The following is a 15,130-nucleotide window of genomic DNA, read 5'->3' on the forward strand; positions in this document are numbered from 1 at the left end:
ACTTTTTTACCTGGTTTTACGATCACTCGAACGGCGGTGGCGCAAGCACTTCGCGGTTACCGTTGTGCCCTTGCTCGCTGACAATGCCCTGCGCTTCCATCTGTTCGATGATGCGCGCCGCACGGTTATATCCGATGCGGAACTGGCGCTGCACGCCAGAGATCGAGGCTTTCCGTTTTTGCGTCACAAAGTTGACCGCCTGATCGAATAACGGATCCAGCTCTTCACCGCCATCTATACCGCCACCGCCACCTTCGCTTTCGCTGTCAGAGGTGATGCCCTCGATATATTGCGGGCGACCACGCGCTTTCCAGTCCTGCACCACAGCGTGCACTTCTTCATCCCGCACGAACGCGCCATGAACACGCACTGGCGTGCTGGAGTTCGGCCCGGAGTAGAGCATATCACCCATCCCCAGCAGTGATTCCGCGCCGCCCTGGTCGAGAATGGTGCGGGAGTCGATTTTACTCGACACGGTAAACGCAATACGCGTCGGGATGTTCGCTTTAATCAGGCCGGTGATAACATCAACCGACGGACGCTGGGTGGCCAGCACCAGGTGGATACCCGCGGCACGCGCTTTCTGCGCCAGACGGGCGATAAGCTCTTCCACTTTTTTACCGACCGTCATCATCAGGTCAGCAAATTCATCCACCAGCACCACGATATACGGCAGTTTTTCCAGCACCGGATGCGTGGCATCCATGCTGTCACCCGGTTTCCAGTATGGATCCGGAATCGGGCGGCCCATACGTTTTGCCTCAGCGATTTTCTCGTTGTAGCCCGCAAGATTTCGCACGCCCAACGCCGACATCAGCTTATAGCGACGTTCCATCTCATTGACGCTCCAGCGCAGGGCATTGGCGGCGTCTTTCATGTCGGTGACCACTTCCGTTAACAGATGCGGAATACCTTCATACACGGAAAGCTCCAGCATTTTCGGGTCGATCATAATGAAACGCACATCTTCAGGCTGCGCTTTGTAAAGCATACTGAGGATCATGGCGTTCACCCCGACAGACTTACCAGAGCCCGTCGTACCGGCAACCAACAGGTGCGGCATTTTCGCCAGATCCGCCACCACCGGTTCACCGGCAATGTCTTTACCCAGCACCACAGAAAGTGGAGACGGATTATCGCGGAAACGTGCACAGTCGAGCACTTCGCGCAGATAAACGGTTTGACGTTTTTTGTTAGGCAGTTCCAGGCCAACGTACGGCTTACCTGGGATCACTTCCACCACGCGCACAGCGACAGTCGAGAGTGAACGGGCCAGGTCGCGCGACAGGTTAGAGATACGCGCCGCTTTCACACCCGGTGCCAGGTTCAGCTCAAATCGCGTGATGACCGGGCCTGGAGAATAGTTCACCACATCAGCCTTGATACGGAAATCCGCCAGGCGCGCTTCGACCAGACGCGCCATTTGTTCCAGCGCGAAGGTATCCACCGGCTCAACTTCCGTTGGCGGCGGCGTCAGCAGATCTAATGACGGCAGCGGCGTGGTCGGCTTAAGCGCCGGACGATCGTCGCCGTTACGCATCAACAGCGGGTGGATCAGGCTCTCTTTAGGCTGCGGAGCCGGCTGTTGCGGCTGCTGCACCTGGGGCTGATAACCCTGCGGCTGCGGTTGCTGCGTCTGAGATGGGTACGCCTGCTGATGCGGCATCGGCTGTTGCACAGGCGGCTGCTGTACCGGCTGCTGCTGATAATGTGGCTGCTGCACCTGCGGCTGGTAAGCCTGCTGATGCTGCGGCGGTTGTTGCACCGGTGGCTGCTGATAATGCTGCTGTGTCTGAGGCTGTTGCACCTGCGGCTCCGGCGCTACGCTCGGCGTAAACAGCGGGGCTTTCGGGGTGTCATCAATCAGTGCTTTGGTCGGCGAAAAATCGAAGTCATCCAGCGAGAACGGATGCGCGCCTTCCGGCTGTTCACTGGCATAACGCGACTGCTGGCTGGCGGCAAACTGGCGTGCCAGTTCCGCTTCGGCGGCAGCATCTGCGTCGTCTTCATCGTTGTCAATATGTGTATCGCTGCCGTAACGCTGCTGCTGCGTCGCCGCAAACTGACGCGCTAAGGCATCCTGTTGCAACGCATCGGCTTCATCATCAGTCAGGTTGTCGACATCCACATCGTGCTGACCGCGCTCCGTGCCACGAGCACGCTCTTCCGCCATACGTTGTGAAGGCAGTTTTATCCCATAAGACGCCAGCTCGCGACGGGTTGGCACGCGTACGCGGTTAGGGCGAGGCAGTTTAGGGCCAATGCCTTCTTTGACCTGTGGACGCGGGCCATCAACCGGGCTAAAGAGCGGTGCAGCAGCGGCTGCCGTCGCGGCGGCTGCCGCAACGGAGGAGGAAGCCTCACGCACGCTGGCAGCAACAGGCGCGACGGCAGGCGTCGGATCTATCGCTGGCGTAACGGCTGGCGCAATGTGCTGCTCAACCGGGGCCAGAGGCTCCGGAATCGGTTGATACCAGGCCGCCAGCTGTTCACGTTCGCGCGCACGTTTTTCTTCGACTTCTTCGAAATAGTAAAGCGGTGGACGCTGATGCGGTTTCGGCTCTTCTTCTACAACCGGCTCAGGCGCGACAGGCTCAACCGGCGGCTGTTGATAAACCGGTTCCGACGCGTATGGCTGAGGCTGCTCATAAGCTGGCTCCGGCGCATACGGCTGCGGCTGTTCGTAAACAGGCTCTTGCACGTATGGCTGAGGCTGTTGATAGACCGGCTCTGGCACATATTGCTGCGGCTGTGCATACACAGGTTCTGGTTCATACGGCTGGTACTGCTGCGGTTGCTGATAAACCGGTTCCTGGGCATACGGCTGAGGCTGTTGATAGCCCTGCAATAGCGGGTCATCCTGATATGGCTGAGGTTGTGCAGGCGGCCAGCCTTCTGGCGCTGGCGCAATTGAAGGTTCAACCGGATTTGCGGCAGAAACCGTCTGCCACTCGACGCCTGGCTGTGCTGCGCCATCAAGCGCGCTCGGTGCTGTCGTCACAGGATCAGCCGGAGCCGCCCAGGCTTGTGTCGCCGTTGTCGCGGCGGCCGCGGCGGTAATCGGTTCAGTGACGGTATGGCCATTCAGCAGCGGATCGTATTCATCGCTTTCGCTTCGCACTGCGCTTGAACCTGAAAACAGCACATCATCGGTATCTGGACGCAATGCAGTACTGCCGGAGAACAGCACATCATCAGGATCGGCCTGAACGCCACGGGCGCTGTACTGCACCGCCTCTTCCGGGTCATCCATGCGTTTACCCGAGAAAAGCGCCGCATCGGTCTTGCGCCCCATTGGGTTAGAGAATTTTTCAGCGATACGTTGACGACGCGCCAGCGCGCCACGAAGAATACGCGCCCGACGGGAATCACGCTTCGCTACGGGCTCATCATCTTCATACTCTTCGTCATCTTCGTACTCTTCTTCATCCACCCAGGTGTCATCCCGGCGCGTACGATTACTGGCGAAGGTGAGAATATTGAGGATCCAGCTACCGATTTTTTCGGCAATGCTGACCCAGGACCAGCCGGTGAACAGCGTTAAGCCCGCCGCCCAGATACATAACAGGGCAATGGTGCCGCCGCTGCTGTGCAGCATCGGTTGCAGCGCGGTGCTGAGCAGGCTGCCAATCACGCCGCCGGAGGCAAAGTACCAGATATCATCGGCGTTGATCGCGGCCAAACCGCAGGCGGTGAGGATCATCGCCAGCACGCCAATCAGGCGTAACGAGACCGCAAAGTAATCGATGTATTCATCGCTGGCGCGGTGTCGCCAGGCGAACCAGCAACCGCCGACGATAATCACCGGGATGGTGTAAGCCATGACGCCGAAAATAAAGAACAGCGTATCAGCAAGCCATGCGCCCGATGCGCCGCACAGATTATGGATAGGTTCATGCCAGGCTGTTTGCGACCAACTGGGATCGGAAGGATTGAAGCTCAGTAGTGCCGCCATCAACCAGATGGCAAAAAGGGAACATAAGAGGAGTAACGCCTCAAGGAGTCGGCGTCCACTGCTCAGTTTTGTCAGTTTGACTTCTTTGTCTTCTGTATATTCCTGGCTCAAGAAAGGCTCTCCAGGTGCCAAATGCTAAAACGGACAACAGCGCCGGGTCTCCCCGGCACTGTTGCTGTATGGATTAACAGGAGTGTAATCAAACTGAGCTGATTTTGCACCTGTTCCGTATTAGCGAGTCTTAATTACCAGACGATTACTCTGCTTCACTTCTTCCATAACAACATAGGTACGGGTGTCGTTTACGCCAGGCAGGCGCAGCAGGGTTTCGCCCAGGAGTTTACGGTATGCCGACATATCCGGTACGCGGGTTTTCAACAGGTAGTCGAAATCACCTGAAACCAGATGACACTCTTGAATTTCTTCAAGTTTTTGTACGGCGGCGTTAAATTGTTCAAACACATCCGGCGCACCGCGATTCAGAGTAATCTCAACAAAGACCAGCAGTGAAGCGTCCAGATAATGCGGGTTCAACAGTGCAGTATAGCCCTGAATGAAGCCCTGACGTTCCAGTCGGCGCACACGCTCAAGGCATGGCGTCGGAGAAAGCCCTACTCGTTTTGAAAGCTCGACGTTGGAAATACGCCCATCTTTTTGCAGTTCATTCAGAATATTACGATCGATGCGGTCGAGATCTTTGCCGGGGCGCTTTTTACTATCTACCATTATTATTGTCTCTCTGTATTCCTTCCCTACTCCTGTCTTGACCCTGTGCACTTCACTGTTCAGAGCCTGAACCCGTCGTCCACGCGCAGCCTATTCACTGACGGCGCATAACCCAGGGGTACGTGTATGAGAAGCCCGGTGCCGCAAAGCGGCCGCTGACATCACGTATGGTGTCTGTCCACACCATACGTAGATTTCAGCTAACCGGGTAAAAATGGTGTTTCAGTGCATTAAAATTCGTAACACTGCCAACACTGCTTTTCTTCTTCCTTGAATGTTTTCGCAAAAGCACAGGGGATTGTCAAAGCAAAACATCGTTTTTTAGTACAACATGCCGGATATTCATTATCAGTGGGGCGAAATTGATAGCAAATCGTCTTATAATTGGGCGACTCACAGTAGGAATAGTTATATTTCCTGTCGTAAAAATCATCAATTCATCGGTTCTTGCTATTGCACATATCGTTAACAAAATCGCTCTGCCCTTTTTTTACGTCAACAAATTCCCTACAATCCAGCCCAATGTCTGCCAACAATTATGGGGATCTCATGGGCACGGCCAAACACAGTAAGCTGCTTATCCTTGGTTCAGGACCTGCGGGATACACCGCAGCGGTCTACGCCGCACGCGCAAACCTGCAGCCGGTTTTGATTACCGGTATGGAAAAAGGCGGTCAGCTGACCACCACCACAGAAGTGGAAAACTGGCCTGGCGATCCAAACGACCTGACCGGGCCGCTGCTGATGGAACGTATGCACGAGCATGCGACAAAGTTCGAAACTGAAATTTTGTTCGATCACATCACCCGCGTGGATTTACAAAATCGTCCGTTCCGCCTGATTGGCGACAATGGGGAATACACCTGCGATGCGTTAATCATCGCTACGGGGGCGTCTGCTCGCTATCTGGGTCTGCCTTCTGAAGAGGCGTTCAAAGGTCGTGGCGTTTCCGCCTGCGCGACCTGCGACGGATTCTTCTATCGCAACCAGAAAGTCGCGGTTATCGGCGGGGGCAACACCGCGGTGGAAGAGGCATTGTACCTCTCTAACATCGCTGCTGAAGTGCACCTGATTCACCGTCGCGACAGCTTCCGTGCGGAAAAAATCCTGATCAAGCGTCTGATGGATAAAGTGGAAAGCGGCAACATCGTGCTGCACACGCATCGTACGCTCGAAGAAGTGACGGGCGATCAGATGGGCGTGAGCGGCCTGCGTCTGCGCGATACGCAGAATAGCGACAATATTGAAACGCTGGACGTTGCGGGTCTGTTCGTCGCCATCGGCCACAGCCCCAATACCGCTATCTTTGAAGGTCAGTTGGAGCTGGAAAACGGCTACATCAAAGTACAGTCCGGTATCCACGGTAACGCTACCCAGACCAGCATCCCGGGCGTATTCGCCGCGGGCGATGTCATGGACCACATCTACCGCCAGGCGATTACCTCTGCCGGCACCGGTTGTATGGCCGCGCTGGATGCAGAACGTTATCTCGACGGTTTAGCTGACGCGTGTAAATAATCTTTACAAGTCAGTAACAAAGGTAAATAAGGCGACTATAAGTCGCCTTTATTTTTGCCGCGATGTAACATTGCCGTGCCTAAAAATTCTCATTACAAGCACCTGCGAAGCACGCAATGAATAAAAGCCGTCAACAAGAACTCACCCGCTGGTTAAAACAGCAAAGTTTGATCTCCCGTCGCTGGTTGATGATTTCCCGCCTGCTGGGCTTTGTCAGCGGCGCATTAATTATCGCCCAGGCCTGGCTTCTGGCCCGCATCCTCCATCATATGATTATGGAGAACATCCCGCGCGAGGCACTATTGCTGCCTTTTGTACTGCTCGTTCTGGTGTTCATTTTGCGCGCCTGGGTGGTGTGGTTACGCGAACGCGTGGGTTTCCATGCCGGCCAGCATATTCGCTTTGAAATACGCAAGCAGGTGCTCGACAGGCTTCAACAGGCCGGCCCTGCATGGATTCAGGGTAAACCAGCCGGTAGTTGGGCGACGTTAATTCTTGAGCAGATTGACGACATGCACGACTACTATGCGCGCTATCTGCCGCAAATGGCGCTGGCCGTCTGCGTGCCGCTGCTGATTGTGGTCGCAATCTTCCCATCTAACTGGGCGGCTGCGTTGATTCTGCTGTTTACCGCCCCGCTTATCCCGCTGTTTATGGCGCTGGTTGGAATGGGCGCGGCGGACGCTAACCGTCGCAACTTCCAGGCGCTGGCTCGCCTGAGTGGACACTTCCTCGACCGCCTGCGTGGGATGGAAACGCTGCGTATCTTTGGTCGCGGGGAGGCTGAAACCGAAAACATCCGCGAAGCCTCACAAGATTTCCGTCAGCGCACGATGGAAGTGTTACGCATGGCGTTCCTCTCTTCCGGCGTGCTGGAGTTCTTTACCTCACTCTCAATTGCCCTGGTAGCAGTCTATTTTGGTTTCTCATATCTCGGCGAACTCAATTTCGGCAGCTACGGGATGGCGGTCACGCTCTCGTCAGGTTTCCTTGCGTTAATCCTCGCCCCGGAGTTTTTCCAGCCCTTGCGCGATTTAGGTACCTTCTATCATGCCAAAGCGCAGGCCGTTGGCGCCGCCGACAGTTTAAAAACCTTTATGGAAACGCCACTGGCGCATCCGGAACAAGGCGAGCGTGAACTCAACGATAAAGAGCCGGTAACCCTGACGGCGCGGGATCTGTTCATTACTTCGCCCGAAGGGAAAATTCTTGCCGGGCCGCTGAACTTCACTCTGGAGGCCGGTCAGCGCGTAGTGATGGTTGGACAAAGCGGCTCCGGAAAGAGTTCATTGCTGAACACGCTGGCAGGATTTCTGCCGTATACCGGTTCTTTACAGGTCAATGGCGTGGAACTGAGTCAGCTTCACCCCGATAGTTGGCGGCGCATGATGAGTTGGGTCGGGCAGAACCCGCAACTCCCGGCCACCACGCTACGCGAAAACGTTCTGCTGGCCAATCCTCACGCCAGCGAGCAACAGTTACAAGCCGCGCTGGATAACGCCTGGGTCAGCGAGTTTTTACCGTATCTTCCACAGGGCGTCGACACCGTTGTAGGCGATCAGGCCGCACGGCTCTCCGTCGGCCAGGCGCAGCGCGTTGCCGTGGCACGCGCGCTGCTGATGCCCTGCCGATTATTGTTGCTCGATGAGCCCACCGCCAGCCTGGATGCACACAGCGAGCAGCGTGTCATGCAGGCGCTCACCCGCGCCTCTACCCAGCAAACCACGCTGATGGTCACACACCAACTGGAAGAGATTACCAACTGGGATGTCATCTGGGTGATGGATAACGGCCAGATTGTTGAGCAAGGCAGCTATCAGCAGCTTGCCGGAGCGCAGGGCCCGTTTGCGCGCCTGCTCGCCAACCGTCAGGAGGAAATTTAAATGCGTGCGTTACTCCCCTATCTGGCACTGTACAAACGCCATAAATGGCTGCTGACGCTCGGCGTGGTGCTGGCGATCGTCACCCTGCTGGCGAGCATTGGTCTGTTGACGCTGTCCGGTTGGTTCTTATCGGCCTCCGCCGTCGTCGGCGTAGCGGGCGTCTACAGCTTCAACTACATGCTACCGGCGGCGGGCGTACGCGGCTCAGCGATTATCCGTACCGCGGGGCGCTATTTCGAGCGTCTGGTTAGCCATGACGCCACCTTCCGCGTATTGCAGCACCTGCGCGTCTTCACCTTCAGCAAATTGCTTCCCCTCTCCCCTGCCGGGCTGGCACGTTTTCGTCAGGGCGAACTGCTCAACCGTATGGTGGCTGATGTTGATACCCTCGATCACCTCTACCTGCGCGTGATTTCACCGTTAGTTGGCGCACTGGTGGTTATTCTGGTCGTGACCTTCGGGCTGAGTTTCCTGGATGGCACACTGGCGCTGACCCTCGGCGGTATTATGCTACTAACACTCTTTTTGCTGCCGCCCCTGTTCTATCGCGCCGGTAAACCCACCGGCGAGCAGCTAACGCATCTGCGTGGGCGCTATCGCCAACAGTTGACCAGTTGGTTACAGGGTCAGGCTGAGCTGACGATTTTTAACGCCAGTACGCGATACCGCGAGCAGATGGAACAAACGGAAGTAAACTGGCATGACGCACAGCGTCGCCAGTCGGAACTGACGGCCCTGTCGCAAGCGCTGATGCTGCTGATTGGTGGCTTAGCCGTGATCGCCATGCTCTGGCTGGCCGCCGGTGGCGTAGGTGATAACACCCAGCCTGGCGCGCTGATTGCGCTGTTTGTCTTCTGCGCGCTGGCCGCGTTTGAAGCGCTGGCCCCGGTTACCGGTGCATTCCAGCATCTTGGTCAGGTGATTGCCTCAGCGCTGCGCCTGACGCAGATTATCGACCAGAAACCCGAAGTCACGTTCCCACAAACAGAAGCCACTGTGCCAACACAGGTGGCGCTACGCTTTGAGAACGTCACCTTCAGCTACCCAGAGCAAGCACAGGCGGCGCTGAGCGATATCGCCCTGCAGGTTAACGCGGGTGAGCATATCGCCATTCTGGGGCGCACCGGTTGTGGTAAATCGACGCTGCTTCAGTTGATTACGCGCGCATGGGATCCGCAGCAGGGGGCGATTTTGCTCAATGAGCAACCGCTTAGCAATCTGGATGAACCGACGCTGCGTCGCGCCATGAGCGTGGTACCTCAGCGCGTGCATCTTTTCAGCGCCACACTCCGCGACAACCTTCTGCTGGCGCGTCCTGACGCCAGCGATGCCGAACTGAGCGCCGTTCTGGAACAGACGGGCCTCGGCAAACTACTGGAAGAGAGCGGTCTCAATAGTTGGCTGGGCGAAGGCGGACGCCAGCTCTCCGGGGGTGAACTGCGTCGCCTGGCAATCGCCCGTGCGTTGCTGCACGATGCGCCGCTGATGCTGCTGGATGAGCCCACCGAAGGGCTGGACGCCACCACTGAAAGCCAGATCCTTGATTTAATGGCCGAGCTCATGCGTGATAAAACCGTGCTGATGGTGACGCACCGTCTGCGCGGGCTGGCGCGTTTTAATCGCATCGTAGTGATGGACAACGGGCAAATTATCGAACAAGGTACTAACGCAGAATTGCTGTCGCAACAGGGGCGTTATTACCAGTTTAAGCAGCGTTTGTAGGCTATTATTGAGCGATCGGTATTATGAGGTAGTCGAAACATGCGCCTTGTTCAGCTCTCCCGTCACTCGATAGCGTTTCCTTCACCGGAAGGGGCGCTTCGCGAGCCGAATGGTTTACTGGCCTTAGGGGGCGATTTAAGCCCCGCTCGCCTGCTGATGGCCTATCAGCGCGGCATTTTTCCCTGGTTCTCACCGGGCGATCCTATTTTATGGTGGTCGCCCGATCCGCGCGCGGTGCTGTGGCCGGAGACCTTCCACATCAGTCGCAGCATGAAGCGCTTTCACAGCCGTTCGCCTTATCGCATCACGCTAAATTATGCATTTGGTCGGGTGATTGAAGGCTGCGCGCAAGACCGCAACGAAGGCACCTGGATAACCACCGGCATCGTACAAGCCTATCATCGCCTGCACGAACTGGGGCACGCGCACTCGATTGAAGTGTGGAAAGGTGATGAACTTATTGGCGGCATGTACGGTGTTTCGCTGGGCGCCCTTTTTTGCGGGGAGTCTATGTTCAGCCGCGCGGAAAACGCTTCGAAAACGGCGCTGCTGGTATTTTGTGAGACATTTCAGCAAAGCGGCGGGAAACTCATCGACTGTCAGGTGCTGAATAGTCATACCGCGTCCCTGGGTGCCGTGGAAATAGCGCGTCGTGAATATCTGGAACAACTCGATATATTACGTATGCATCGTCTGCCGGAACATTTCTGGGTGCCACGGACACTCTTTTCACCGGAAGTGTAAATGTTTTCAGCACAATTTTTGTCAGGATGATATAATTGTGCCCTGAGAGTCGCTTCTGCCTTTTGCCCTACCGCCGTTTGGGAATCATTCGAGTCAGATCTCCCGCAGTATCCAACCCGGTCTGCGTTACTCGCACGCTTTTTTCGTGTGGCGATGGGGTAATGCGCAAAAACGACTTTCGGCGATTCATTCGCAAAATCTTTACTTACATGATGAAGTTCGGCATTATCTTGCCGGTTAAAAACTATGGTAGTGATACCCCGAGGACTAGATGGCCAAAGAAGACAATATTGAAATGCAGGGTACCGTACTTGATACGTTGCCTAACACTATGTTCCGCGTAGAACTTGAAAACGGTCACGTGGTAACTGCGCACATCTCCGGTAAAATGCGCAAAAACTACATCCGCATTCTGACGGGCGACAAAGTGACTGTTGAGTTGACCCCGTACGACCTGAGCAAAGGCCGCATTGTCTTCCGTAGTCGCTGATCGTTCCTGAGCCCTTTAGTGGCACCAGATGCTGAAAGGCCGGGGAAATCCCCGGCCTTTTCCGTTTGTGGCGTAATGACTGCCTGGACAGCACGTTATCGCTAAGAACGAGTTTCTGTAGCTGCGTGCGCGGTAGTGAACTTTGCCCTCCGGCAGGCTCTCTGATACTCATCTTTCTAAGCTGCCTGTACGGCAGTGAACATCGCAATTTTGCCCATGTTAAGTGCCCGTTCTTTCTAAGCTGCCTGTACGGCAGTGAACTCATCTGAGATGTTTGCACGCCAGTTGCGTGATTTCTAAGCTGCCTGTACGGCAGTGAACGGTTGCACTGGACGTCTGTAATCGGCGGCAAGTTTCTAAGCTGTCTGTACGGCAGTGAACCAGGTCATCCTGCGATGGCTGCATCATCATTTTTTCTAAGCTGCCTGTACGGCAGTGAACGTGCCAGAACCGGTCAAAACAGTGGCCGAGCTTTTCTAAGCTGCCTGTACGGCAGTGAACTTACCGGCCGTGTTATGTCGGTGCTTGCTGATTTTCTAAGCTGCCTGTACGGCAGTGAACCTTTTGGTTGTCGTTGGTGCCGATATTCGAACTTTCTAAGCTGCCTGTACGGCAGTGAACTGAACCCAAAACACTCTAGCATATTGTTATCCTTAAACTTAACACTCAAATCTCCCTTTTGACCCTATTTTTCACGTACCAATTCCCTGCGTTAACAATCAATAACTTACAAACATGTCCAAAAAAAGGGTTCCAAAACCATTCCGACGAACATAAAAAAGCCGGGCTGTCTCCAGCCCGGCTTTTGGTTGAAACTATGTGCTTACAACGCCTTATCCGGCCTACTCGTTCCTGGCCACCCGTAGGCCCGATAAGCTTGCGCATCGGGCATTTCAACGGTCGCCAATCGCCTCAAAGAAATTAATGCGCCGCTTCCGGTTTGTGCTTTTGCGCACTCTGGAAACCGTAGGTCAGCTCATTTTTCTCTTTATCCAGCGCCACCGTCACCTGGCCACCATCCACCAGCGAGCCGAACAGCAGCTCGTTTGCCAGCGGTTTTTTCAGGTTGTCCTGAATCACGCGGGACATTGGACGGGCACCCATTGCGCGGTCGTAGCCTTTCTCTGCCAGCCAGTTGCGGGCTTCCTGAGTGACTTCCAGCGACACGCCTTTCTGATCCAACTGCACCTGCAGTTCGACGATAAATTTATCGACAACCTGATGGATAACCTCAGTAGAGAGGTGATCGAACCAGATAATGTTGTCCAGACGGTTGCGGAATTCCGGCGTGAAGATCTTCTTGATCTCTTCCATCGCATCAGTGCTGTTATCCTGCTGGATAAGGCCGATGGATTTACGCTCGGTTTCACGCACCCCGGCGTTGGTGGTCATCACCAGCACCACGTTGCGGAAGTCGGCTTTGCGGCCGTTGTTATCGGTCAGCGTACCGTTATCCATCACCTGCAACAGCAGATTAAAGACGTCCGGGTGCGCTTTTTCGATTTCATCAAGCAGCAGTACCGCATGCGGGTGTTTAATCACCGCGTCGGTGAGCAGACCGCCCTGGTCAAAGCCGACGTATCCCGGAGGCGCACCAATCAGGCGGCTCACCGTGTGGCGTTCCATATATTCGGACATATCAAAGCGCAGCAGTTCAATACCCATCGCTTTCGCCAGCTGAACGGTAACCTCGGTTTTCCCGACCCCGGTTGGCCCGGCGAACAGGAATGAACCGACCGGGCGATGATCGTGGCCGAGACCAGCACGACTCATTTTGATCGCCTCGGTTAACGCGTCGATGGCTTTATCCTGGCCAAAGACCAGCATTTTCAGGCGATTGCCCAGCGTTTTCAGCGTGTCGCGATCGCTCTGGGAGACGCTTTTCTCCGGGATACGCGCAATGCGCGCGACCACGGATTCGATGTCTGCCACGTTGATCGTTTTCTTACGCTTGCTGATAGGCATCAGGCGCGCACGCGCACCCGCTTCATCAATCACATCGATCGCTTTATCAGGCAAATGACGATCGTTGATGTATTTCACCGCCAGCTCAACCGCCGCACGAACCGCTTTCGCGGTGTAACGCACATCATGGTGAGCTTCATACTTCGGTTTCAGACCGTTGATTATCTGCACGGTTTCCTCGACAGAAGGTTCGGTAATGTCGATTTTCTGGAAACGACGCGCCAGCGCACGGTCTTTCTCGAAGATGTTGCTAAATTCCTGGTAAGTGGTTGAGCCCATCACCCGAATTTTACCGCTGGAGAGCAGCGGTTTAATCAGGTTAGCGGCATCCACCTGGCCGCCCGACGCTGCGCCCGCACCAATAATGGTGTGGATTTCATCGATGAACAGAATACTGTTGTTGTCCTGCTCCAGCTGTTTGAGCAACGCTTTAAAGCGTTTTTCAAAATCACCACGATATTTGGTACCCGCCAGCAGCGAGCCAATATCGAGTGAGTAGATGGTGCAGTCGGCCATGATTTCCGGCACGTCACCGCGCACGATACGCCATGCCAGACCTTCGGCAATCGCGGTTTTACCGACGCCAGATTCACCCACCAGCAGCGGGTTATTTTTACGACGACGGCAGAGCACCTGAATGGCGCGCTCCAGCTCTTTGTCGCGGCCAATCAGCGGGTCAATACCGCCGACGCGAGCAAGCTGGTTAAGGTTGGTGGTGAAGTTTTCCATACGTTCCTCCCCGCCTGCTTGCTCTTCATTGTTCGGGGCCTGGCTTCCGGAATCGGAAGACTGGCTCGGTTCGTCTTTACGCGTACCGTGAGAGATAAAGTTGACCACATCGAGGCGGCTCACTTCATGTTTACGCAGAAGATACGCAGCTTGCGACTCCTGCTCGCTGAAAATGGCGACCAGAACATTTGCACCGGTGACTTCGCTACGGCCAGAAGACTGGACGTGGAATACCGCACGTTGCAGGACACGCTGGAAGCTGAGCGTCGGCTGTGTGTCGCGCTCTTCTTCACTGACCGGCAGAACCGGCGTGGTTTGTTCGATGAAGGCTTCGAGTTCCTGACGCAGCGCGACCAGGTCTACAGAACACGCTTCCAGCGCTTCACGGGCCGATGGGTTGCTAAGCAGTGCCAGCAGCAAGTGCTCGACGGTCATAAACTCATGACGGTGCTCGCGCGCTCTGGCGAAAGCCATGTTTAAACTGAGTTCCAGTTCTTGATTGAGCATAGGCACCTCCCCCAATTTTCATGCCTGATTTCAGGCTTTTTCCAGCGTACACAACAATGGATGCTCGTTCTCCCTCGCGTATTTATTCACCATGGCTACTTTGGTTTCTGCCACCTCGGCAGTGAAAACACCACAAATAGCTTTACCCTGATAGTGAACCGTGAGCATGAGTTGTGTGGCACGTTCTACATCATAAGAAAAGAATTTTTGTAACACGTCAATAACAAACTCCATTGGCGTGTAATCATCATTGACTAAAATCACTTTATACATCGACGGTGGTTTCAGCCCATCCTGTAGTTTGTCTTCCGTTAGCTGGTCAAAATCCAGCCAGTCTCTGCTCTTACTCATTGTCAGTCATCATCTTCGGTGGCAAGTGCGCAGTCGCTGACCTCTGTTTATACAGGTACTAAATCTACTGTAGATCATAGATAACTATCACCTATAGCTGTCATTAGCGAACTCTGTCACATTCCCGTCAATAGCGTTAACTGCTTCAAATTTTGATTCATTTTCCGCCCATCTGGCCCTTCAAACCCTTGACGCTTCGCGCGAAAACTCTAAATTGTAGTGGCGAGAGTTGGCGAGGTTTTAAACAACTCCTGACTCCACCACCGGTTCATTCCATCTACATATAAGAGTTACGAAGGATGTCGAAGTATGGAAATGGGTACTGTTAAGTGGTTCAACAATGCCAAAGGGTTTGGTTTTATCTGCCCGGAAGGCGGTGGCGATGACATATTCGCCCATTACTCCACCATTCAGATGGATGGTTACAGAACGCTAAAAGCCGGGCAATCGGTCCAGTTTGATGTTCATGAAGGCCCGAAGGGTAACCACGCCAGCGTGATTATTCCCATTGTCGAGGCAGAAACGGCCGCATAGCCTTCA

The 15,130-nt window shown here is 54.9% G+C and carries 10 protein-coding genes and 1 CRISPR repeat array; of the genes, 6 read left to right on the plus strand and 4 right to left on the minus strand.

Translation table 11 applies throughout. From position 1 onward, the window contains the following. Positions 1 to 22: 22 nt before the first annotated feature. Positions 23 to 4,066 (minus strand): DNA translocase FtsK, encoded by a 4,044-nt coding sequence (gene ftsK, locus ACOXYR_RS13625; RefSeq protein WP_421355572.1) that lies wholly within the window; start codon positions 4,064 to 4,066, stop codon positions 23 to 25. Positions 4,067 to 4,186: 120 nt separating this feature from the next. After that, positions 4,187 to 4,681 carry a leucine-responsive transcriptional regulator Lrp gene (lrp, locus tag ACOXYR_RS13630; protein ID WP_000228469.1) on the minus strand — a complete coding sequence of 165 codons (495 nt, stop codon included), beginning with the start codon at positions 4,679 to 4,681 and terminating at the stop codon, positions 4,187 to 4,189. Positions 4,682 to 5,230: 549 nt separating this feature from the next. Between lrp and trxB the strand changes: the two genes are divergently transcribed. The 5 genes from trxB (at position 5,231) to infA (ending at position 11,038) form a co-directional block, all read left to right on the plus strand. Then, positions 5,231 to 6,199, plus strand: coding sequence for a thioredoxin-disulfide reductase (gene trxB, locus ACOXYR_RS13635; RefSeq protein ID WP_415729342.1), 969 nt, complete (start codon positions 5,231 to 5,233; stop codon positions 6,197 to 6,199). A 116-nt stretch (positions 6,200 to 6,315) separates the two neighbouring features. Beyond that, positions 6,316 to 8,082, plus strand: coding sequence for a heme ABC transporter permease/ATP-binding protein CydD (gene cydD / locus ACOXYR_RS13640; RefSeq protein WP_421355573.1), 1,767 nt, complete (start codon positions 6,316 to 6,318; stop codon positions 8,080 to 8,082). Next, positions 8,083 to 9,804 carry a heme ABC transporter ATP-binding protein/permease CydC gene (gene cydC, locus ACOXYR_RS13645; RefSeq protein WP_421355574.1) on the plus strand — a complete coding sequence of 574 codons (1,722 nt, stop codon included), beginning with the start codon at positions 8,083 to 8,085 and terminating at the stop codon, positions 9,802 to 9,804. It begins immediately after the preceding gene. Between the two features lie 39 nt (positions 9,805 to 9,843). Beyond that, complete coding sequence (aat, locus tag ACOXYR_RS13650; RefSeq protein ID WP_113857378.1) at positions 9,844 to 10,548, plus strand: leucyl/phenylalanyl-tRNA--protein transferase; 705 nt, start codon at positions 9,844 to 9,846, stop codon at positions 10,546 to 10,548. A gap of 271 nt (positions 10,549 to 10,819) precedes the next feature. After that, positions 10,820 to 11,038, plus strand: a complete 219-nt coding sequence (gene infA, locus ACOXYR_RS13655; protein WP_002211347.1) for a translation initiation factor IF-1 — start codon at positions 10,820 to 10,822, stop codon at positions 11,036 to 11,038. A 173-nt stretch (positions 11,039 to 11,211) separates the two neighbouring features. Beyond that, positions 11,212 to 11,659: direct repeats of the CRISPR family, unit length 28 nt; unit sequence TTTCTAAGCTGCCTGTACGGCAGTGAAC. A 300-nt stretch (positions 11,660 to 11,959) separates the two neighbouring features. On the opposite strand, the gene clpA is transcribed toward infA, so the two are convergent. Together clpA and clpS are read right to left on the minus strand one after the other, a co-directional pair. After that, positions 11,960 to 14,239, minus strand: coding sequence for an ATP-dependent Clp protease ATP-binding subunit ClpA (gene clpA, locus ACOXYR_RS13660; protein WP_015965120.1), 2,280 nt, complete (start codon positions 14,237 to 14,239; stop codon positions 11,960 to 11,962). Between the two features lie 30 nt (positions 14,240 to 14,269). Then, positions 14,270 to 14,590, minus strand: a complete 321-nt coding sequence (gene clpS, locus ACOXYR_RS13665; RefSeq protein WP_015965121.1) for an ATP-dependent Clp protease adapter ClpS — start codon at positions 14,588 to 14,590, stop codon at positions 14,270 to 14,272. 309 nt (positions 14,591 to 14,899) lie between these two features. On the opposite strand from clpS, the gene cspD reads away from it, so the two are divergent. Continuing rightward, complete coding sequence (gene cspD, locus ACOXYR_RS13670) at positions 14,900 to 15,124, plus strand: cold shock-like protein CspD (RefSeq protein ID WP_108474613.1); 225 nt, start codon at positions 14,900 to 14,902, stop codon at positions 15,122 to 15,124. Positions 15,125 to 15,130 lie beyond the last annotated feature (6 nt).

Origin of the sequence: Pseudocitrobacter faecalis (assembly GCF_965231525.1) — a bacterium.
GTDB classification, from domain to species: domain Bacteria; phylum Pseudomonadota; class Gammaproteobacteria; order Enterobacterales; family Enterobacteriaceae; genus Pseudocitrobacter; species Pseudocitrobacter faecalis.